The sequence below is a fragment of the Streptomyces afghaniensis genome, from assembly GCF_044327915.1.
In the GTDB taxonomy this organism is placed as follows: domain Bacteria; phylum Actinomycetota; class Actinomycetes; order Streptomycetales; family Streptomycetaceae; genus Streptomyces; species Streptomyces afghaniensis.
Genome location: NZ_JBIRGJ010000012.1, coordinates 1 through 21,536 on the forward strand (window position 1 = coordinate 1; position 21,536 = coordinate 21,536).

Consider the following 21,536-nt stretch of genomic DNA (forward strand, 5'->3'; position numbering starts at 1 on the left):
GGTCTTGCGTTTCCGACTCTATCAGATCTTTTCTCGACCCGATTTCCTCGGTGCTTTCCAGGTTCCCGCTTCCGCGTTTCCCTTTCCGGCGGTTCCGACTTTATCAGAAGTTTCTGAGTCGGATTTCCCTTCCTCGGCCGGGCATGGTCCCCGTGCCTGAGTCGGCCGGGTGCCCCTTCGGAAGGAGTTGTAAACCTACTGGAGCGGGGCTCCTCGATGCAAATCGAGGAGCCCCGCTCCCAGTTGGCGCCTGCTCAGGCCCGACGGACCGTCAGACCTCCACCACCACAGGCAGGATCATCGGCCGGCGCCGGTACGTGTCCGAGACCCACTTGCCCAGCGTGCGGCGAATGAGCTGCTGCAGCTGGTGGGGTTCGACCACGCCGTCCTGCGCGGAGCGTTCGAGTACCTCGGTGATCCGGGGAATCACATCGCCGAAGGCGGAGTCCTCGATGCCCGAGCCGCGGGCCTGGATGTGCGGGCCGCCGGTGATCTTCCCGGTGGACGAGTCCATGACCACGAAGACCGAGATGATGCCCTCGTCGCCGAGGATCTTGCGGTCCTTGAGCGCCGGCTCTCCCACGTCGCCGACCGAGAGGCCGTCGACGTAGACGTAACCCGCCTGGACCTTGCCCGAGATCTTGGCCTTGCCCTCGACGAGGTCGACGGCGACGCCGTCCTCGGCGATGACGATGCGGTCGTGCGGGACGCCGGTCAGGGCGCCCAGTTCGGCGTTGGCGCGCAGGTGGCGCCATTCGCCGTGCACCGGCATCAGGTTCTTGGGGCGGCAGATGTTGTAGAAGTACAGCAGCTCGCCCGCGGAGGCGTGGCCGGAGACGTGGACCTTGGCGTTGCCCTTGTGGACCACGTTGGCGCCCCAGCGGGTGAGGCCGTTGATCACGCGGTAGACCGCGTTCTCGTTGCCGGGGATCAGGGACGACGCCAGGATCACCGTGTCGCCCTGGACGATGCGGATCTGGTGGTCCCTGTTGGCCATCCTGGAGAGCGCCGCCATGGGTTCGCCCTGGGAGCCGGTGCAGACGAGGACCACCTCGCTGTCCGGGAGGTCGTCGAGCGTCTTGACGTCCACCACCAGGCCCGGGGGGACCTTCAGGTAGCCCAGGTCCCGTGCGATGCCCATGTTGCGGACCATGGAGCGTCCGACGAAGGCGACGCGGCGGCCGTACTCGTGCGCCGCGTCCAGGATCTGCTGGATGCGGTGGACGTGGCTGGCGAAGCTCGCGACGATGATGCGCTTGCGGGCGCCGGCGAAGACCTGCCGCAGGACGTTGGAGATCTCCCGCTCGGGCGGGACGAAGCCCGGCACCTCTGCGTTCGTCGAGTCCGAGAGCAGGAGGTCGATGCCCTCCTCGCTCAGACGTGCGAATGCGTGGAGGTCCGTGAGGCGGCTGTCCAGCGGGAGCTGGTCCATCTTGAAGTCGCCGGTGTGGACCACCATGCCCGCGGGGGTGCGGATGGCGACGGCCAGCGCGTCCGGGATGGAGTGGTTGACCGCGACGAACTCGCAGTCGAAGGGGCCGATGCGCTCGCGGTGCCCTTCCGCCACCTCGAGGGTGTACGGGCGGATGCGGTGCTCCTGGAGCTTGGCCTCGATGAGGGCGAGGGTCAGCTTGGAGCCGATCAGCGGGATGTCCGGCTTCTCCCGCAGGAGGTAGGGGACGCCGCCGATGTGGTCCTCGTGGCCGTGCGTGAGGACGATGCCCTCGATGTCGTCGAGGCGGTCCCTGATGGACGAGAAGTCCGGCAGGATCAGGTCGATTCCGGGCTGCTCCTCCTCGGGGAAGAGCACTCCGCAGTCGACGATCAGCAGGCGGCCGCCGTACTCGAAGACCGTCATGTTCCGGCCGATTTCGCCGAGGCCGCCGAGCGGGGTGACCCGCAGGCCGCCTTCGGGGAGCGGCGGGGGCGGGCTGAGTTCTGGATGCGGATGACTCAAAAGACTCTCCTCACCACGCGCGCCACGTACCGGTAGGGCACGTGGCGCGCGTGACGTTCGTGCAGAAGCAGTTGTCGTATGGGTGGTGCGGGCACCGGTGGCCCGCTTATTCAGTTGTGAAGCAGGTGCGCGGGGTCCGCGCGAAGTCTGGTGTCAGAGCTGTACCCCGCCGGCGGCAAGATCGATCTTGAGTTGCTCGATCTCTTCGGGCGCGCATTCGACCATGGGGGCGCGCAGGGGTCCGCTGGGCAGACCCTTCAAGGCGAGCGCCGCCTTGGTCGTCATCACACCCTGGGTGCGGAACATGCCCGTGTAGACCGAGAGCAGCTTCTGGTGGATCTCGGTGGCCTTCTGGACGTCGCCCGAGGTGTACGCGTCGACCAGGGCGCGCAGCTCGGGGGTGACCACGTGGCCGACGACCGAGACGAAGCCGACCGCGCCCACGGAGAGCAGGGGCAGGTTCAGCATGTCGTCGCCGGAGTACCAGGCGAGGCCGGAGCGGGCGATGGCCCAGCTCGCCCGGCCCAGGTCGCCCTTGGCGTCCTTGTTGGCGACGATCCGGGGGTGCTCGGCGAGGCGGACGAGCGTCTCCGTGTTGATCGGGACGCCGCTGCGGCCGGGGATGTCGTAGAGCATGACCGGCAGCTCGGTGGCGTCGGCGACGGCCGTGAAGTGCCGGTAGAGGCCCTCTTGCGGGGGCTTGTTGTAGTACGGGGTCACGAGGAGCAGGCCGTGTGCGCCGGTGCGCTCCGCCGCTCGGGCGAGTTCGATGCTGTGGTGGGTGTCGTTGGTGCCGACCCCGGCCACGACGTGGGCGCGGTCGCCGACGGCCTCCAGGACCGCCCGTACGAGATCCCTTTTCTCCGCATCACTGGTGGTCGGCGACTCGCCCGTGGTGCCGCTGATGACCAGGCCGTCGTTGCCTGCGTCCACCAGGTGGGTGGCGAGCCGCTGCGCGCCGTCGAGGTCGAGTGCGCCGTCCGCCTTGAAGGGCGTGACCATGGCGGTGAGGACCCGCCCGAAGGGGGTCTGCGGAGTCGAGGTCGGAGCCATGGGTTACACGCTACTCGTTGCTCAGGACCGGGTCTGCCCTAGGGGGAGGCGACAAGTCGGGACAAAGGTGGAGCCCGGCACTGCCTGCTCGGGGGTTCAAGCAGTGCCGGACCCGTTTGATCAGGCTAGATGAACTTCTCGAAATGCCGCAATACGGACACTTCGTGCGGCTGAACCGTACATCTGTGCCTGACCGGGGAACCGGGGCGCGTCAGGGCGCCACGCGTCCGTTCGCGTTGAAGGCCGCGTAGGTGAGCGGCATGAGCCGGGCCCACTCGGCCTCCATCTTCTCCCCGACCATCTCGATCTCGCGCTGCGGGAAGGACGGGACCTTGGCCAGCTCGTGCTGGGTGCGCAGGCCGAGGAAGTGCATCAGCGAGCGGGCGTTGCAGGTGGCGTACATCGAGGAGTACAGGCCGACCGGGAGGACCGCGCGGGCGACCTCGCGGGCGACGCCGGCGGCGAGCATCTCCTGGTAGGCCTCGTACGCCTGCCGGTAGGAGTCCTCCATCACACGGCCGACCAGCTCCTGCTGGGCCTGGGTGCCCTCGACGAAGACGTACTTGCCGGGGCGGCCCTCCTGGACGAGCTTGCGGGACTCGTCGGGGACGTAGAAGACCGGCTGGAGCTCCCGGTAACGGCCGCTCTCCTCGTTGTACGACCAGCCGACGCGGTGCCGCATGAACTCGCGGAAGACGAAGATCGGGGCGCTGATGAAGAAGGTCATCGAGTTGTGCTCGAAGGGGCTGCCGTGCCGGTCCCGCATCAGGTAGTTGATCAGGCCCTTGGAACGCTCGGGGTCCTTGTTCAGCTCGTCCAGGGACTGCTCGCCGATGGTCGAGACGCGGGCGGCGAACAGGACGTCCGCGTCGGACGCGGTGTGCTTGACCAGCTCGACGGTCACATCGCTGCGGTAGCTGGGCTTGGGGTCGTCGGCGGGGGTGTCGGTCACGGTTGGCAGGGCCTTCCCATCTCGTCGTGTGGCGACGCCACTCTACGGCCCGGCGAAATCAGCGCGATCGGTGGCGTGCCGCAATGAAGTCGGTGAAACAGGGCACCACTGAGGGAGTTCGTTCGTCTATACGGACGAGAGTGATTCGTTCCATCCCCGAAGGAGAAGCACCCCTGATGTTCGGTCGGCGTGAACCCGTACCGTTTGCCTTCGTTGCCGAGGCCGACAGGTTCCGCAGTAATGTCACTCCCCCACCGCGCGAGCGGCTGTCCGTCGGCCAGATGGCCGGGCGCTGGCTGCTCGGTCTGACCATCGTGGCAGGGCTCGTGGGTTCCCTGGTCATCGGGACGCCCGCGCTGTCGACGGGCGACCAGCCGGGCTCCCAGCCCCAGCAGTCGCAGGCGTCGCAGAAGAACTGAACCGCCGCAGTCCGGCGGTGACTCCATCCGGCCCCCGCCATTGGTGACCGGGGACACAGATCGGTAGCCTCACCGGGCACAGCCCACGCATGGATCGAGTGAGGACCAGCCGTGCCCCTGCCCTTCCTGACGGCCGACCGCGTTTTCGAGGCGACGGACGACATTCCGCTGCCGTACGACGACCGTGACCGCTGGCGGCGGCCGTACCGGCCCGGGCCCTGGCGGGTGGGGGCGGCCGCGCTGGCTCTGCTGCTCGCCTCGTTCGTGCTGTTCGCGGCGGTCATCATCGCGGCGACGGCCGAACCCACCTCGGCCGGTGTGGTCTTCGGGCTCGCACTGCTCGTCATCGCCGGAGCACTGCGGCTGCTGCGCGTGGGCGTGTGGGTGAGCGCGCGCGGGCTGCGGCACGTGGGCTTCCTCACGACGCGTACGGCGTCCTGGGAGCAGGTCGCCGCCGTACGCACGGTGCAGCAGCCGGTGCGCTGGCTGGGGCTGCCCCGGACGGTGCAGGGGCAGGCGCTGCTGCTCGTCCGGCGGGGGCAGTCGCCCGACGGTGGGCCGGCGCTGCTGACCACGCACAACGCGGACTTCCTGGGCCGGGTGGAGGCCTTCGACCGGGCGGCGGACTCGGTGGAGGCGTGGGCGGACGAGTACGGTCCGCGCTGACGTTTCCGGGTGAGCCCGGATTTTCGTGCCGGAGGGGCCGGACCGTTCGCGGTCCGGCCCCTCCGGGGTGAGTGGGTGCGGTTCAGGCCGTCTCGGGCTGCTTGCCGTCGTGCAGGGCGATCGCGCGTTGCATGGCCTTGCGGGCGCGCGGGGTGTCGCGGGCGTCGTGGTAGGCGACGGCGAGGCGGAACCAGGTGCGCCAGTCGTCGGGGGCGGCCTCCGTCTCGGCCTTGCGCTTGGCGAAGACCTCGTCGGCCGAGTCCCGGTCGATCCGCCCGCTGGGCGTGCGCCTCAGTTCGTCGACGGGCAGGGCGCCCTCGGCGTCGAGTTCGGCGGCGAGGGCGTTGGCCCTGCGGACGAACTGGGTGTTCTTCCACAGGAACCACAGGCCGATGGCCGGCAGGACCAGCACCGCGACACCGAAGGTGACGGTGAGGGGCGTGCCGGTCTCGATGAGCAGGACGCCGCGGCTGCCGACCAGGACGAAGTAGACGACCAGGACGGCGGCCGTGAGGGCGTAGGTGAGCTTCGCGCGCATGACGGTCAGGGACTCAGCTCAGGTCCAGGAAGTGTTCCAGGCCGAAGGTCAGGCCCGGGGCACTCCCCACACGGCGGGCGCCGAGCAGGATGCCCGGCATGAAGCTGCTGTGGTGCAGCGAGTCGTGCCGGACCGTCAGGGTCTCGCCCTCGCCACCGAGCAGGACCTCCTGGTGGGCGAGCAGGCCGCGCAGCCGGACGGCGTGGACCGGCACTCCGTCGACGTCGGCGCCGCGGGCACCGTCCAGGGCGGTGGCCGTGGCGTCCGGGGCCGGGGCGGAGCCGGCGTTGCGGCGGGCCTCGGCGATGAGCTGGGCGGTGCGCGTGGCGGTGCCGGAGGGGGCGTCCACCTTGTTCGGGTGGTGCAGCTCGACGACCTCGACGGACTCGAAGTACGGGGCGGCGATCTGCGCGAACTTCATCGTCAGGACGGCCCCGATGGAGAAGTTCGGCGCGATGAGCACGCCCGTCTCCGGGGACTGCTCCAGCCAGCCCTTGAGCTGCGCGAGGCGCTCGTCGGTCCAGCCGGTGGTGCCGACGACCGCGTGGATGCCGTGGCTCACGCAGTAGTCGAGGTTGGCCATGACCGAGTCGGGCGTGGTCAGTTCGACCGCGACCTGGGCGCCGGTCTCGGCCAGCTTCTCCAGCTTGTCGCCACGGCTCAGCGCGGCGACCAGTTCCATGTCCTCGGCGGCTTCGACGGCTCGGACCGCTTCCGAACCGATCCGGCCCTTGGCGCCGAGGACCGCCACGCGCAGCTTGCTCATCTCTTGTGCTTCCTTCACCAGGGGGTTGTCAGGCGACGGCGTCGTGCAGGCGGGCCGCCTGTTTGTCCTTCAGCGGGCCGATGACCGACAGGGAGGGCCGCCGTCCCAGGATCTCGCGGGCGACCGAGCGGACGTCGTCCGGGGTGACCGAGGCTATCCGCGACAGCATGTCGTCGACGGACATCTGCTCGCCCCAGCACAGCTCGCTCTTGCCGATGCGGTTCATCAGCGCGCCGGTGTCCTCCAGGCCGAGGACCGTGGACCCCTGGAGCTGGCCGATCGCGCGCCCGATCTCGTCGTCCGAGAGGCCGTGCTCGGCGACGTGGTCGAGTTCGTCGCGGCAGATCTTCAGCACGTCGTGCACCTGCGACGGCCTGCACCCCGCGTACACGCCGAACAGGCCGCAGTCGGCGAAGCCCGAGGTGTACGAGTACACGCTGTAGGCCAGACCGCGCTTCTCGCGGACCTCCTGGAAGAGGCGGGACGACATGCCGCCGCCGAGGGCGGTGTTCAGCACGCCCAGGGCCCAGCGCCGCTCGTCCGTCCGGGACAGGCCCGGCATGCCGAGCACGACATGGGCCTGCTCGGTCTTGCGGTCGATCAGCTCGACCCGGCCGGCGGTGCGCAGGGCGCGCCGGCCGCTGCGCGGGGCGACGGGCTCGGCGGCGGGTTCCTTGAAGGCACCGGCCTTCTCGAAGGCGGCGCGGACCTGCCGTACGACCTTGGCGTGGTCGATGTTGCCGGCGCACGCGACCACGAGGTGGGTCGGGTCGTAGTGCTTCTTGTAGAAGCGGCGGATGCGGTCGGCGGTGAGGGAGTTGACCGTGGTGACCGTGCCGAGGACCGGGCGGCCGAGGGGGTTGTCGCCGAACATCGTGTGCGCGAACAGGTCGTGCACGCAGTCGCCCGGGTCGTCCTCGGTCATGGCGATCTCTTCGAGGATGGCGCCGCGCTCGACGTCGACGTCCTCTTCGAGGATGAGCGAGCCGGTCAGCATGTCACTGACGACGTCGATGGCCAGCGGCAGGTCGGTGTCGAGCACGCGCGCGTAGTAGCACGTGTACTCCTTCGCCGTGAAGGCGTTCATCTCGCCGCCGACCGCGTCGATCGCGGAGGAGATGTCCATGGCGGACCTGCGGCTCGTGCCCTTGAAGAGCAGGTGCTCCAGGTAGTGCGTGGCGCCATTCAGGGCCGGGGTCTCGTCGCGGGAGCCGACGTGCGCCCAGATGCCGAAGGTCGCGGAGCGGACCGAGGGAAGGGTCTCGGTGACGATGCGCAGGCCGCCCGGGAGGGTGGTCTTGCGGACCGTGCCGATGCCGTTCTCGCCCTTGATGAGCGTTTGGGTACGGGCGACGGCCCGCGCCTCGGAGGAGGTGCGGGCCGTCGCCTTGGAGCTACTCGACGTCACTTGTCGGTGTCGTCCTTCGTCTCATCGTTCTCTTCGCCCTCGATGACCGGGATCAGGGAGAGCTTGCCACGGGAGTCGATCTCGGCGATCTCGACCTGGACCTTCTGGCCCACACCGAGGACGTCCTCGACGTTCTCCACGCGCTTGCCGCCGGCGAGCTTGCGGATCTGCGAGATGTGCAGCAGACCGTCCTTGCCGGGCAGCAGGGAGACGAACGCACCGAAGGTGGTCGTCTTGACGACCGTACCGAGGTAGCGCTCGCCGACCTCGGGCATCGTCGGGTTGGCGATGCCGTTGATCGTGGCGCGGGCGGCCTCGGCGGCGGGGCCGTCGGCGGCACCGATGTAGATCGTGCCGTCGTCCTCGATGGTGATCTCGGCGCCGGTGTCCTCCTGGATCTGGTTGATCATCTTGCCCTTGGGGCCGATGACCTCACCGATCTTGTCGACCGGGATCTTCACGGTGATGATCCGCGGTGCGTTCGGGGACATCTCGTCCGGCGTGTCGATCGCTTCCATCATCACGTCGAGGATGTGGAGGCGGGCGTCACGGGCCTGCTTGAGGGCCGCGGCCAGGACGGAGGCCGGGATGCCGTCCAGCTTGGTGTCGAGCTGGAGGGCGGTCACGAACTCCTTCGTGCCGGCGACCTTGAAGTCCATGTCGCCGAAGGCGTCCTCCGCACCGAGGATGTCGGTGAGGGTGACGTAGTGCGTCTCGCCCTCGATCTCCTGGGAGATCAGGCCCATGGCGATACCGGCGACGGGGGCCTTCAGCGGCACACCGGCGTTCAGCAGCGACATGGTGGAGGCGCAGACCGAGCCCATGGACGTCGAGCCGTTCGAGCTGAGCGCCTCGGAGACCTGGCGGATCGCGTAGGGGAACTCCTCGCGCGTCGGCAGGACCGGCACGAGGGCGCGCTCGGCGAGGGCGCCGTGGCCGATCTCGCGGCGCTTCGGGGAGCCGACGCGGCCGGTCTCGCCGGTGGAGTACGGCGGGAAGTTGTAGTTGTGCATGTAGCGCTTGCGGGTCACCGGGGAGAGGGTGTCCAGCTGCTGCTCCATGCGGAGCATGTTCAGGGTGGTGACGCCCAGGATCTGGGTCTCGCCACGCTCGAACACGGCGGAGCCGTGGACCCGCGGGATCGCCTCGACCTCGGCGGCCAGGGTGCGGATGTCGGTGACACCGCGGCCGTCGATGCGCTTCTTCTCCTTGATCACGCGCTCGCGGACCAGCTGCTTGGTGAGCGAGCGGTACGCGGCGGAGATCTCCTTCTCGCGGCCCTCGAACTCCGGCAGGAGCTTCTCGGCGGCGAGCGCCTTGACGCGGTCCAGCTCGGACTCGCGCTCCTGCTTGCCGGCGATGGTCAGCGCGGAGGCGAGCTCCGGCTTGACGGCGGCGGTCAGCGCCTCCAGGACGTCGTCCTGGTAGTCCAGGAAGATCGGGAACTCGCCGGTCGGCTTGGCGGCCTTGGAGGCGAGGTCCGACTGGGCCTTGCAGAGGACCTTGATGAAGGGCTTCGAGGCGTCCAGACCGGCCGCGACGACCTCCTCGGTCGGCGCCTCGGCGCCGCCCTCGACCAGCTTGATGGTCTTCTCGGTGGCCTCGGCCTCGACCATCATGATCGCGACGTCGCCGTCCTCCAGGACGCGGCCCGCGACGACCATGTCGAAGACGGCGTCCTCGAGCTCGGTGTGCGTCGGGAAGGCCACCCACTGACCGCGGATCAGCGCGACGCGGACGCCGCCGATCGGGCCGGAGAAGGGCAGGCCGGCCAGCTGCGTGGACGCGGAGGCGGCGTTGATCGCCACGACGTCGTACAGGTGGTCGGGGTTGAGCGCCATGATCGTGGCGACGACCTGGATCTCGTTGCGCAGGCCCTTCTTGAAGGACGGGCGCAGGGGGCGGTCGATCAGGCGGCAGGTGAGGATCGCGTCCTCGGAGGGGCGGCCCTCACGGCGGAAGAAGCTGCCGGGGATCTTGCCGGCGGCGTACATCCGCTCCTCGACGTCCACCGTGAGCGGGAAGAAGTCGAGCTGGTCCTTGGGGTTCTTGGAGGCGGTGGTGGCCGACAGCACCATCGTGTCGTCGTCCAGGTACGCCACGGCGGAGCCGGCGGCCTGCTTGGCCAGGCGGCCCGTCTCGAAGCGGATGGTGCGGGTGCCGAAGGTGCCGTTGTCGATGACGGCCTCGGCGTAGTGGGTCTCGTTCTCCACTAGCGTTTTCTCCGTTACTTTGTCGTCTTTCGTCCCTCGCTGCCCGTGTGGCAGGGGGACGGTGGCGGAGAAGCGCTCCGTGCGGTGCGGGCCGGTCTTCGATCGAAGCACCCGGGGCTCACTTCCCCCCGGGGGCCACTACCGAGGACCGGCGGCGGCTAGGCGCGCTTCCCCTCTTCTTCTTGTCGTGCTGTGTCGTCCGTATTGCGTTGTGCTACCACACTACAAAGCAGTGGTGACACTCCGCACGTACAGCAAAGGGAGCGGTCCCCTTTCCTGCCGGGAACCGCTCCCTTCACGGCGTCTTACTTGGCGCCCGCCGCACCGCGGCGGATGCCGAGGCGGTCGACCAGCGCACGGAAGCGCTGGATGTCCTTCTTCGCCAGGTACTGCAGCAGCCGGCGGCGCTGACCGACCAGGATCAGCAGGCCACGGCGGGAGTGGTGGTCGTGCTTGTGGGTCTTGAGGTGCTCGGTCAGGTCGGAGATCCGACGCGACAGCAGAGCGACCTGGACCTCGGGGGAGCCGGTGTCGCCCTCCTTGGTACCGAACTCGGACATGATCTGCTTCTTCGTAGCGGCGTCGAGCGACACGCGTACTCCTCATAGTCTGTGATTGGCCACCGAGTGCCCCCGGTCTGCTTCTCGGGGGAGCTTCCGTGACTCGGAAGGCGGGGATCCGCTGGGCGCGGCCTCCAGGGCGAGAGCTCGCTCCGGGGGTGCGTACACAAACGGCCGTCGACCAGGGTACCAGGCGGTCAGGGGCGTCTTTGCGCTGGTCCCCGAACCCGCCGGACGGGGCGGCCGGCGCCACTAGGGTGAGCAGGTTCGGATCGTTCGTACGGCATCCGGACGTTCGCAACCGGTACGTCGGGAAGGGGTCGCTGCGGCATGGCGGAGACGGCTGAGGAGATCAAGGCACGCAAGGAGCGGGAGCGGGACGAGCTCTACGCCCTCGACATCTCCGGTGTCGAGTGGCACTGCGCGCCGGGCACCGAGGAGCACGAGGAGCGGGTCGAGATCGCGTACCTGCCCGAGGGGGCGGTGGCGATGCGGTCCTCGCTCGACCCGGACACGGTGCTGCGCTACACCGAGGCGGAGTGGCGGGCGTTCGTGCTGGGAGCGCGGGACGGGGAGTTCGATCTGGAGCCGCGGCCGCACAACGGGGGCTTGCAGGCCGAGGCCGGGCAGTAGGCGCGGCGGCTTCCGCGGAGCGCGACGAGGGGCGTGGCGGGCCGGTGGCCGGCCGTCCCTCGTCGCGCTTCTTCGTGTGCGGCGGGGGAAGGTGGTTCGCGGTTCTCCACCTTAATCGCCCTGATTGTTCACCAAAGTGTGTGCTGTGTACGTCACTTCTGGGCAGCTTCTGGGCAGGTTGTGACGCGGCGGACAGGTGCTCGGGGGTGGACGGGCCTGCCGAGGTGGGGCTTGTGGTGATTAGGCTGGGACGGGGCGCGACGTCAGAACCCGTGAGTAGGCGTGGGCGTCCCAGGGGGAGAGCGGGGGAGCCTGGATTCGGACGACCTCGGACGACCCCTCATCACGCCTCAGAACGACTTCGTACGACGTCGGACGACAAGCAAGGGTCGCCCCAGCACGGCATGAGGGTGCTCGACCAACCAGGAGGAACACTGTGAGCAGCGATCGGGACGGGAACCGCGGGGGCTGGGCGACACCCGGCGATGACCAGCCCGACGCGGAGTCAGCGGCAGAGGTGACGGGCGAGTTCACCATCGACTACGCGCCGCCGGCCTGGTACACGCAGAACGCCTCGGGGGGTTCCAGCTCGGGGCAGGGGGCGGGGGCGGGGGCGTCCGAGGACGCCGGCGCTTCCGGGGCGCCGGGGGGTTCCGGGGCGCCGGGGGGTTCCGGGGCGCGTGGGGGTTCCGGTGGGCCGAGCGGGCCGGTTCCGCCGCTGCCGGGGCTCACTCCGCCGCCGCACGCCAATCCTTCCGGTGGGGTGTCGTCCATTCCGAGGCAGGGGCAGGGGCACGGGCAGGGACAGGGGCACGGGCAGCCCGCCGGCTCGGCTCCGGCACCGGCTCCCTCTCCGGCTCCGGGGGCGCCTTTCACGCCGCCCGCGCCGCCGCCTGCTCCGGGCGCTCCGTTCACGCCTCCTGCTCCTCCCGCGCCCGCACCGGGTACGCCGTTCACCCCGCCCGCGCCTGCCGCCGGCGGGCCGTCTGCCGGAGGGCCGACTGCCGTCCCCCGGCTTCCGGTGGGGTTCGAGCCGCAGGGGACGCAGTCGCCGGCGCCACAGTCGCCGGGACCGCAGGCTCAGGGGCGGACCGAGGCGTCTGCGGCGGATCCGGCCTCTCCTACCGCCGTGCCGAACATCCCCGTCGGCGGGTATCAGGCTCAGTGGGCTCCGGCCCTTCCGGCGGAGGCTCCGGCTGCTCCCGAGGCTTCGGCTGCTCCCGAGCCCGAGGACGCGGAGCCGGAGAGCGGTGACCTGGAGAGCGGTGCCACGATGCGGTTCTCCGCCGTCGCCCTGAAGCGGGAGATCGAGGAGCGTGCCGCCGAGGTCGAGGCGCGACTGGAGTCGTCCGACGAGGACGAGGAACGCACGGCCGCTTCCGGCCCGAGCGACGGGTCCGAGCCGGGTGAGGAGTCCGGTGGTGACGTCGAGGACGCTCCCGCCGACGCCGACGAGCACGAGGAGGGGGACGAGGACGTCTCCTCCGAGACGGCGGTCGCGGTGGATACGGCTGACGTGTCCGTCGCGGACGGTCCTGCTTCCGACGACGCCGACAGCGGGGACGTCGAAGGTGCGGTGACCGCACCGGAGGAGGAAGCTCCCGAGGTCCAGGTCCCCGAGGACGCGGCGACGGAGGAAGCCTCTGCGGAGGGGGCGACGGACGAGGCCTTGCCCCGGGATGCCGAGCCGGAGGACTCCGTGCCTGCGGATGCGGTGCCCGCAGCCGCGGTGCCTGCGGATGCGGTGCCTGCCGACGAGGAGCCGGCCGACGCAGTGGCTGCGGACGAGGTCCCGGCTGCTCCCGAGCCGGCCGACGCACAGCCCGACGACGCCCCGCCCGTGGGCTCCGAGCCTGCCGACGCCGTACCCGCCGACGCCGCTCCCGAGGACAGCGTTCCGCAGGATGCCGCCGCGCCGGGTGCGTCCGACGCCCAGCCCGCCTGGACTCCCCCGGCCCCGCAGGCCATGCCGCCGCTGCCGCCGTCGTATCAGCCGGCCGCCCCGGCACCGGCCGGCCAGTGGCCCGCTCAGCCGCAGCACCAGCCGCAGCCGCAGGCACAGGCACAGCCCACGGACCCGAACGCTCCCGCGCAGGGGCAGCCGCCGTTCCAGCCCCAGGCGCCGCAGCCCGCGCCCGCCGCCTGGAACCCGCCGGCCGCACCGCCGACCCAGCCGCCCGCCCAGCCCGCACCTCAGCCCGGCGCCTACGGCTTCCCGCAGCCGGGAGCTCCGGCCCCGGCCGCACCGAACGCCCAGGGCGGCTACGGCTTCCCCCACCCCGGCATCCCTGCCCAGCCCCCGGCCGCACAGCAGCCGCAGGCCCAGCAGCCCAACACCCCGCCCACCCCCGCGCCCAACGCGCAGGACGGCTACGGATTCCCGCAGCCCGGGCCCAACGCCCAAGGCGCCTACGGCTTCCCCCACCCCAGCACCCCCGCCCAGCCCCCGGCCGCACAGCAGCCTCAGGCCCAGCAGCCCAACACCCCGCCCACGCCCGCGCCCAACGCGCAGGACGGCTACGGATTCCCGCACCCCGGCGCCCCCACCCAGCCCCCGGCCGCACAGCAGCCGCCGGCCCAGCAGCCCACCCCCGCGCCCGCGCCCAACCCGCAGGGCGGTTACGGATTCCCGCAGCCCGGGCCCAACCCCCAAGGCGCCTACGGCTTCCCCCACCCGGGCGCCCCCGCCCAGCCCCCGGCCCCCCAGCAGCCCCACCCCGGCGTCCCCCCGCAGGCCCAGCCGCAGCCCGAAGGGCACGGGCAGCCTCCGCAGTCGCAGCCCGTGGATCCGCGGACCGGGGCCGCCTGGCCGCAGCCCATGCAGCACGACCAGCGGCAGCCGACCAACCCGGGTGCCGCGCCGCTCGGTTACACCGCTGCCGTGGAGCTGTCGTCCGACCGGCTGCTCAACAGCAAGAAGCAGAAGGCGAAGAGCAGCCGTCCGGTGGCCGGTGGCGGGCGGTTCAAGATCGGTGGGAAGAAGGAGGAGGCCGAGCGGCAGCGGAAGCTGGAGCTGATCCGCACGCCCGTGCTCTCCTGCTACCGGATCGCCGTGATCAGCCTCAAGGGCGGTGTCGGCAAGACGACCACGACCACCGCGCTCGGCTCCACGCTCGCCACCGAGCGGCAGGACAAGATCCTCGCGATCGACGCCAACCCGGACGCGGGAACCCTCGGGCGTCGCGTGCGGCGCGAGACCGGGGCCACCATCCGTGACCTCGTCCAGGCGATCCCGTACCTCAACTCGTACATGGACATCCGGCGGTTCACGTCCCAGGCGCCGTCCGGTCTTGAGATCATCGCCAACGACGTCGACCCGGCCGTGTCCACGACATTCAACGACGAGGACTACCGGCGCGCGATCGACGTGCTGGGCAAGCAGTACCCGGTGATCCTCACGGACTCCGGTACCGGTCTGCTCTACAGCGCCATGCGCGGGGTGCTGGACCTCGCCGACCAGCTCATCATCATCTCGACGCCGTCGGTGGACGGTGCGAGCAGTGCGAGTACGACGCTGGACTGGCTGTCGGCGCACGGGTACGCCGACCTCGTCTCCCGGTCCATCACCGTCATCTCGGGTGTGCGCGAGACCGGCAAGATGATCAAGGTCGAGGACATCGTGTCGCACTTCGAGACGCGCTGCCGGGGCGTCATCGTCGTGCCGTTCGACGAGCATCTCGCCGCCGGTGCCGAGGTCGACCTCGACATGATGCGGCCCAAGGTACGGGAGGCGTACTTCAACCTCGCGGCGATGGTCGCCGAGGACTTCACCCGCCACCAGCAGGCGCACGGCCTGTGGACCTCCGACGGCAACCCGCCACCGGTGGCCGCCCCGCCGCTGCCCGGCCAGCAGGTCCCGGGCCAGCACGTCCCCGGCCAGCCGCCCTACCCCGGACAGCAGCAGCCGGGACAGCCGGGCCCGTACCCGCAGCAGCCGGGGCAGCCGTACCCCCAGCCCGGCCAGCCCTACCCCCAGCCGGGCCAGCAGCCGTATCCGCAGGCGGCGGGCCAGCCGCCGTACCCGCAGCCGGGGCAGCCGGGCCAGCACGGGCAGCCGTACCCCCAGCAGCCCCAGCCCGGGCAGCCCCCGGCCGCCCCTCCGCAGCCGGGCTACGGCTACCCGCAGCCGGGGCAGCCCGGCCACCCCGGGCAGCCCGATGGGCAGGGTCAGACGCCGCCCCCGCCCCCGACGCAGTAATCGCCTCACCCGATCGGCCCCTTTCGAGGGGCCGATCCCCTTTCCGGCCCGCGCCGTTCCGACTCGGCGCGGGCCGCCGTGCGTTCCGGGGCCGTCATGGGCGAAATCCATTGCCAGGCCCTGGCCAGGGGCGCGTCAGTGGTCTCGACCAATGGCCGTGAAAAGCTCGCCAATTCGTTATTTCCGCAGGCCACAAGGGGTGAATGCGCCGTTGACGGGTGGAGACGGCCGCTGATACACACTCAGCATCCACTGACAGCTGATCAACCCGTCCTTACCGTCCGAGCGATGACGCGAGGTCCGACCATGGGCACGAAAGATCAGACACGCAGCCTCCCGCGCGGCCTCAGGCTCGTCGCCGCGGCCGGTGCGGCCGCGCTCACCCTCACCGCCGGTCTCGCGACCCCGCTCGACCCGGCGCCCCGGCAGGCCCGGGCGGCCGACGACGGCAAGAAGGTGCTGACCGTCGCGGTGGCGCAGAGCGTGGACTCGCTCAGCCCGTTCCTGGCGGTCCGGCTGCTCAGTACGAGCATCCACCGGCTCATGTACGAGTACCTGACGAACTACGACCCCAAGGACAACCACGCCATCCCGGGCCTGGCCACCAAGTGGGAGCCGTCGCCGGACAAGCTGACCTGGACGTACACGATCCGCTCGAACTCCAAGTGGTCGGACGGCAAGCAGGCCACCGCCGAGGACGCGGCGTGGACGTTCAACAAGATGATGACCGACTCCGGCGCGGCCACGGCGAACGGCAGCTACGTCGGCAACTTCCGGAAGGTGACGGCGCCCAGCCCGACCAAGCTGGTCATCGAGCTGAAGAAGCCGCAGGCCACGATGACCGCGCTCGATGTGCCGATCGTGCCGAAGCACGTGTGGGAGAAGGTCTCGGACTTCTCCGAGTTCAACAACGACAAGAGCTTCCCGGTGGTGGGCAGCGGGCCGTTCGTGCTGACCGGGTACAAGGCCGACAGCTACGTCCGGCTCAAGGCCAACGAGAGCTTCTGGCGCGGGGCGCCGAAGTTCGACGAGCTGGTCTTCCGGTACTACAAGGACCAGGACGCGGCGGTGTCGGCGCTGCGCAAGGGCGAGGTGTCGTTCGTCGCCGGTTCGCCGTCCCTGACGCCCGCGCAGGCGGCGTCCCTGGAGGGCGCGGAGAACATCGAGGTCAACGACGCCCCCGGCCGCCGTTTCTACGCGCTCGCCACCAACCCGGGCGCGAAGGCGAAGAACGGCAAGAAGTTCGGCGACGGCCACCCGTCCCTGCTGGACCAGCGGGTGCGCAACGCGCTGTTCAAGGCCGTCGACCGCAAGGCCGTCATCGACAAGGTGTTCCAGGGGCACGCCGTCGAGGGCGAGGGCTACATCCCGCCGCGGTTCTCGCAGTACTTCTGGAAGCCGTCCGCCGGCCAGAAGCTGACGTACGACCCGGCCGAGGCGGCCCGGATGCTCGACCGGGCGGGTTACAAGAAGAACGGCGACGGCAAGCGCGTCGGCAAGGACGGCAAGCCCATCACCTACCGCGTCCTGTGCCACGCCACCGACCCGAACGACAAGGCGGTCGGCAAGTACCTCCAGGAGTGGTGGGGCAAGCTCGGCATCGGCGTGCAGCTCAACTGCCTGGACAACGTGAGCGACCCCTGGCTCGCCGGCAAGTACGACCTGGCCTTCGACGGCTGGTCGGTCAACCCGGATCCGGACTTCGTGCTGTCGATCCACACCTGCGGCGCGCTCCCGGCGACCCCGGAGGAGACGGGCGCGACCGACAACTTCATCTGCGACAAGAAGTACGACGAGCTCTACGCCCGGCAGCTCGCCGAGTACGACCCCGCCAAACGGGCGGACATCGTCAAGCAGATGGAATCGCGGCTGTACGACCTCGGGTACATGAACGTCATGGCGTATCCGAACGCGGTCGAGGCCTACCGGACGGACCAGATCAAGTCCATCACGACCATGCCGGCGAAGGCGGGGAACATCTACGGCCAGGACGGCTACTGGAGCTGGTGGTCGGCGGTCCCGGCGGAGTCGAGCGGCTCGTCGGACAACGCGTCGTCGACGGGGGTCGTGGCCGGGATCGTCGGAGGTGTCGTGGTCCTCGCCGGGCTCGGCGTCTTCGCGGCGATGCGGCGGCGCTCCACCGCCGAGGACCGCGAGTAGAGCGGGCGAACGGACACTCATGACCGCTGACGCGACACCCGCGCTGGTCGAGGACAAGCACGCGGCGGCCGGGCCGCGGGTACGCAAGAGCTCCGCGTACCCGCGGTACCTCGCGGGCAAGGTGGCGGGTGCGGCCGTCTCGCTGCTGGCCGTGCTCGTCACCAGCTTCTTCCTCTTCCGGCTGATCCCCGGCGACCCGGTGAAGACCATGACGGGCGGCCGTCAGGTATCGGCCGAGCAGCTGGCCGCCTATCGCGAGGAGTTCGGGCTCGACCTGCCGCTGTGGCGGCAGTTCACGGACTACTGCGGCAAGGCGCTCACCGGCGACTTCGGGACGTCGTACCAGTTCCGCGCCCCCGTCGTCGACAAGATCACCGAGGCGCTGCCGAACACCCTGCTGCTCACCGGCACGGCCTTCGTCCTCTACACGGCGCTCGGCATTTTCCTGGGCACGCGGTCGGCGTGGCGGCGCGGCGGGCTCGGCGACCGGGTCAACACCGGCCTCGCGCTGACCCTGTACTCCATCCCGTCCTTCTGGCTCGGACTGCTGCTGATCATCGTGCTGTCGGTGGGCATCGGCCCGGTCCCGGGCATGTTCCCCACCGGAGGCATGGAGTCGGGCGGCAAGGAGGGCTTCGCGTACGTGGTCGACGTGGCGCACCACCTGGTGCTGCCGGTGGTGACGCTGGTGGCCGTGGAGTACGGGCAGACGCTGCTGGTCACGCGGTCGGCGCTGCTGGACGAGATGGGCAGCGACTATCTGACGACCGCGCGGGCCAAGGGGCTGCGCGACGACCTCGTACGGCGCCGGCACGCCGTGCCGAACGCGCTGCTGCCGACCGTCACGCTGATCTTCATCAACCTCGGCCGGACGGTCGCGGGCGTGATCCTCGTGGAGACGGTGTTCTCCTGGCCGGGCCTCGGCGGGCTGTTCTACCAGGCGCTGAGCGTGCCCGACCTGCCGCTGGTGCAGGGGCTGTTCTTCGTGTTCGCCGCCGCGGTGATCGTGATGAACACCCTCGCCGACCTGGTCTATCCCCTGCTCGACCCCCGGGTGGCCCGATGACCACGACGACCGGCACGGGCACGAGCCCGCGCGCCCTCGCCCGGCAGCGGCGCCGGGCCTCCGTCGCGCGCTTCTGGCGGCAGTACCGCTCCGAACGGGCGGGGCTGTACGGCCTAGCCGCACTCTCGCTGTGCGCGCTGCTGGCGCTGTCCGCGCCGCTGTTCGTCGGCTCCGGCGTGAGCAGTGTGACCGACGCGCCGGGGCGCCCGATGCAGAGCCCGAGCGCGGAGTTCCCGCTCGGCACGGACCAGTTCGGGCGGGACCTGCTGGGCCTGGTGGTCTGGGGTTCGCGGGTGTCGCTGCTGGTCGGGCTGCTCGCGGCCGTGCTGTCGGTGGCGATCGGCACCCTGATCGGGGTCACGGCCGGGCACTTCAAGGGCTGGTACGCGACGGTGATGATGCGGATCACCGACTGGTTCCTGGTCATGCCGACGCTGGTGCTGGCGATCGCCCTGGCGACCGTGATGTCCCGGTCGCTGACCACGACCGTCGTGGCGATCGGCGTCACCACCTGGCCGACCACGGCCCGGCTGGTGCGCGCGCAGACCCTCGCCGTGGAGACCCGCCCGTACATCGAGCGGGCGAAGGCGCTCGGCGGCGGGCACTGGCACATCATGTCCCGGCACGTCCTGCCCAACGTGATGCCGCTGGTGCTGGCGCAAACGACCCTGATCATCTCCTCGGCCATCCTCGCCGAGGCGACCCTCGCCTTCCTCGGGCTCGGCGACCCCACGGTCGTGTCGTGGGGCGGGCTGCTGCAGGACGCGCGCGAGGCGGGCGCGGTCAGTGCCGGGGACTGGTGGTACCTGGTGCCGCCGGGCATCGCCATCGCCGTGGTGGCGCTGGCGTTCACGCTGTGCGGGCGGGCCGTGGAGTCCGTCCTCAACCCCAGGCTGGGGGTGTCACGGTGACGCTGCTCGACGTCAGGGACCTGACGGTGACGTACCCGGGCGGGGCGGCCGCGGTGCGCGGGGTGGACCTGCGCCTGGACGCCGGCCAGAAGCTCGGCCTCGCCGGGGAGTCCGGCTGCGGCAAGTCCACGCTGGCGCTGGCCCTGCTGCGGCTGCTGCCCGCCGGGACCCGCATCACGGGTGAGGTCCTGCTCGACGGCGAGGACGTGCTGTCGATGAAGTGGGGCCGGGTCCGGGCGGTCCGCTGGGCCGGGGCCTCGGTCGTGTTCCAGGGGGCGATGCACTCCCTGAACGCGGTGCACCGCATCGGCGACCAGATCGCCGAGCCGATCCTGCTGCACCGGAAGGCGACCCCGGCCGGGGCGAAGAAGAAGACCGGGGAGCTGCTGGAGCACGTCGGCCTGCCCGCCACCCGTGCGGACGCCTATCCCCACGAGCTGTCCGGCGGGCAGCGGCAGCGCGTCATGATCGCCATGGCGCTGGCCTGCGATCCACGGCTGATCATCGCCGACGAGCCGACCACCGCGCTCGACGTGATGATCCAGGCGCAGATCCTCCGGCTCATCGAGCAGCTCGTCGCGGACCAGGACCTGGGCCTGATCATGATCAGCCACGACCTGGCGGTCCTCGCCGACACCTGCGACCGGCTCGCGGTGATGTACGCGGGCCGGGTGGTCGAGGAGGGCCCGGCCCGGCAGGTGTACGAGGACGCCCGGCACCCGTATGCCAGGGCCCTGTCGGCCGCGTTCCCGCGCATCGGCGACCCGTCCTCCCGGTTCGCGCCGCAGGGGCTGGCGGGCGACCCGCCCGATCCGGCGGCGCTGCCGTCCGGCTGTACGTTCCATCCGCGGTGCCCGGTGGCGCTGGAGTCCTGCCCGGAGGAGGACCCGGCGCTGCGCGAGGCGGGGCCTGAGCGGCGGGCGGCGTGCGTCCTGGTCGGGCCGCCGGCTCAGGAATCCCGCGAGGTACGCGAGGATCCGGACGCCATGGAGGAAGCGAGGCCCGGTACGCCATGACCATGTCCCCCACGGCCCCCGAGGTCACCACGGCACCCCTGCTGAGCGCCCAGGACCTGCACGTCACCTTCCCCGGCCGGCACGGCGGCCCCCGGGCCCGCGCGGTGGACGGGGTCGACCTCGACATCCGGCCCGGCGAGATCGTCGCGCTGGTCGGCGAGTCCGGCTGCGGCAAGACGACCCTGGCGCGTTGTCTGCTGGGCCTGGTCGAGCCGACCTCGGGCCGGGTCACGTTCGACGGCCGCCCGCTGGAGTACTCCGGCCGGTCCCTCAAGGCGTACCGCAAGCGCGTCCAGCTGGTCCTCCAGGACCCGAGCGGCTCGCTCAACCCCCGGCACACGGTGTACGACGCGGTCGCCGAGGGTCTGCGCATCCACGGGTACGGCGGCGACGAACGGACAGCGGTCGCCGATGCCCTGTCCCGGGCCGGGCTGCGGCCCCCGGAGCGCTTCTTCCTGCGCTACCCGCACGAACTGTCCGGCGGGCAGCGCCAGCGGGTCGTCATCGCGGGCGCGCTCGTCCTGGAACCCGAACTCCTCGTCGCCGACGAGCCGGTGGCATCCCTCGACGCCTCCGTGCGCGGTGAGATCCTCGCCCTGCTGCTGCGGCTGCGCACCGAGCTGGGCCTGTCCGCGCTGGTCGTCACGCACGACCTGGGGCTGGCCTGGAACATCGCCGACCGGGTCGCCGTGATGTATCTGGGCCGGATCGTGGAGACGGGCGCGGTGGAGCAGGTCCTGACCGCGCCCCGTCACCCGTACACACAGGCCCTGCTGTCGGTGCTGCCCGAGGCCCCGGGGGATCCGGTTGTCCTCACCGGCGAACCCCCGGACCCGTCGCGTGTGCCGTCGGGCTGCCGCTTCCACGCCCGCTGCCAGATCCTCGCGAGCGGTGAGGCGGAACGGGCGGGCGTGGCGGACGCGTGCAGGAACCAGGACCCGGGGATCCTCGACGGCAGCGGCACGGCCCAGGTGGCATGCCACTGGGCTGCGCGCTGAGGGCGAAGCCGGGGCCGTCTGC

At 70.8% G+C, this 21,536-nt stretch carries 17 protein-coding genes; 9 read left to right on the forward strand and 8 right to left on the reverse strand.

What is annotated here, in order from left to right:
• Positions 1–271 precede the first annotated feature (271 nt).
• The 3 genes from ACH4G3_RS38370 to thyX form a co-directional block, all read right to left on the reverse strand.
• Entirely contained in the window at positions 272–1,957 is a 1,686-nt protein-coding gene (locus tag ACH4G3_RS38370) for a ribonuclease J (protein ID WP_397628827.1), read from the reverse strand.
• Positions 1,958–2,110: 153 nt separating this feature from the next.
• Positions 2,111–3,010: a 4-hydroxy-tetrahydrodipicolinate synthase gene (dapA, locus tag ACH4G3_RS38375; protein ID WP_397628828.1), complete on the reverse strand. Its 900-nt coding sequence runs from the start codon at positions 3,008–3,010 to the stop codon at positions 2,111–2,113.
• A 211-nt stretch (positions 3,011–3,221) separates the two neighbouring features.
• Entirely contained in the window at positions 3,222–3,962 is a 741-nt protein-coding gene (thyX, locus tag ACH4G3_RS38380; protein ID WP_086563219.1) for an FAD-dependent thymidylate synthase, read from the reverse strand.
• Positions 3,963–4,138: 176 nt separating this feature from the next.
• Here thyX and ACH4G3_RS38385 point away from each other — a divergent pair, with 176 nt between their 5' ends.
• Both ACH4G3_RS38385 and ACH4G3_RS38390 read left to right on the forward strand, forming a co-directional pair.
• Positions 4,139–4,381, forward strand: coding sequence for a hypothetical protein (locus ACH4G3_RS38385; protein WP_397628829.1), 243 nt, complete (start codon positions 4,139–4,141; stop codon positions 4,379–4,381).
• A gap of 111 nt (positions 4,382–4,492) precedes the next feature.
• Positions 4,493–5,047, forward strand: a complete 555-nt coding sequence (locus ACH4G3_RS38390) for a hypothetical protein (RefSeq protein WP_397628830.1) — start codon at positions 4,493–4,495, stop codon at positions 5,045–5,047.
• Positions 5,048–5,129: 82 nt separating this feature from the next.
• Here the strand turns inward: ACH4G3_RS38390 and ACH4G3_RS38395 are convergent, their stop codons facing one another.
• From ACH4G3_RS38395 to rpsO, 5 genes are all read right to left on the reverse strand, one after another.
• The gene (locus tag ACH4G3_RS38395; protein WP_354745246.1) at positions 5,130–5,585 is read right to left on the reverse strand and encodes a tetratricopeptide repeat protein; all 456 of its coding nucleotides are present in this window, start codon (positions 5,583–5,585) and stop codon (positions 5,130–5,132) included.
• Positions 5,586–5,598: 13 nt separating this feature from the next.
• Complete coding sequence (gene dapB / locus ACH4G3_RS38400) at positions 5,599–6,351, reverse strand: 4-hydroxy-tetrahydrodipicolinate reductase (protein ID WP_397628831.1); 753 nt, start codon at positions 6,349–6,351, stop codon at positions 5,599–5,601.
• A 28-nt stretch (positions 6,352–6,379) separates the two neighbouring features.
• Positions 6,380–7,759 carry a M16 family metallopeptidase gene (locus ACH4G3_RS38405; RefSeq protein ID WP_397628832.1) on the reverse strand — a complete coding sequence of 460 codons (1,380 nt, stop codon included), beginning with the start codon at positions 7,757–7,759 and terminating at the stop codon, positions 6,380–6,382.
• Entirely contained in the window at positions 7,756–9,972 is a 2,217-nt protein-coding gene (locus tag ACH4G3_RS38410) for a polyribonucleotide nucleotidyltransferase (protein ID WP_397628833.1), read from the reverse strand. The genes ACH4G3_RS38405 and ACH4G3_RS38410 overlap by 4 nt, the downstream gene beginning before the upstream one ends.
• Before the next feature lie 305 nt (positions 9,973–10,277).
• A complete protein-coding gene (gene rpsO, locus ACH4G3_RS38415; RefSeq protein WP_010042739.1) occupies positions 10,278–10,565 on the reverse strand; it encodes a 30S ribosomal protein S15 in 288 nt (95 codons plus the stop codon).
• A gap of 297 nt (positions 10,566–10,862) precedes the next feature.
• Between rpsO and ACH4G3_RS38420 the strand changes: the two genes are divergently transcribed.
• The 7 genes from ACH4G3_RS38420 (at position 10,863) to ACH4G3_RS38455 (ending at position 21,514) form a co-directional block, all read left to right on the forward strand.
• Entirely contained in the window at positions 10,863–11,165 is a 303-nt protein-coding gene (locus ACH4G3_RS38420) for a DUF397 domain-containing protein (RefSeq protein ID WP_354745255.1), read from the forward strand.
• A gap of 436 nt (positions 11,166–11,601) precedes the next feature.
• Positions 11,602–15,363 (forward strand): SCO5717 family growth-regulating ATPase, encoded by a 3,762-nt coding sequence (locus tag ACH4G3_RS38430; RefSeq protein ID WP_449657613.1) that lies wholly within the window; start codon positions 11,602–11,604, stop codon positions 15,361–15,363.
• A 306-nt stretch (positions 15,364–15,669) separates the two neighbouring features.
• Entirely contained in the window at positions 15,670–17,523 is a 1,854-nt protein-coding gene (locus tag ACH4G3_RS38435) for an ABC transporter substrate-binding protein (protein ID WP_397629058.1), read from the forward strand.
• Positions 17,524–17,542: 19 nt separating this feature from the next.
• Positions 17,543–18,589, forward strand: coding sequence for an ABC transporter permease (locus ACH4G3_RS38440; protein ID WP_397628834.1), 1,047 nt, complete (start codon positions 17,543–17,545; stop codon positions 18,587–18,589).
• Positions 18,586–19,500 (forward strand): ABC transporter permease, encoded by a 915-nt coding sequence (locus tag ACH4G3_RS38445; protein WP_397628835.1) that lies wholly within the window; start codon positions 18,586–18,588, stop codon positions 19,498–19,500. Before ACH4G3_RS38440 ends, ACH4G3_RS38445 begins: the two co-directional genes overlap by 4 nt.
• Positions 19,497–20,516: an ABC transporter ATP-binding protein gene (locus tag ACH4G3_RS38450; protein ID WP_397628836.1), complete on the forward strand. Its 1,020-nt coding sequence runs from the start codon at positions 19,497–19,499 to the stop codon at positions 20,514–20,516. Before ACH4G3_RS38445 ends, ACH4G3_RS38450 begins: the two co-directional genes overlap by 4 nt.
• Complete coding sequence (locus ACH4G3_RS38455) at positions 20,513–21,514, forward strand: oligopeptide/dipeptide ABC transporter ATP-binding protein (RefSeq protein WP_397628837.1); 1,002 nt, start codon at positions 20,513–20,515, stop codon at positions 21,512–21,514. Before ACH4G3_RS38450 ends, ACH4G3_RS38455 begins: the two co-directional genes overlap by 4 nt.
• Positions 21,515–21,536: the final 22 nt, after the last annotated feature.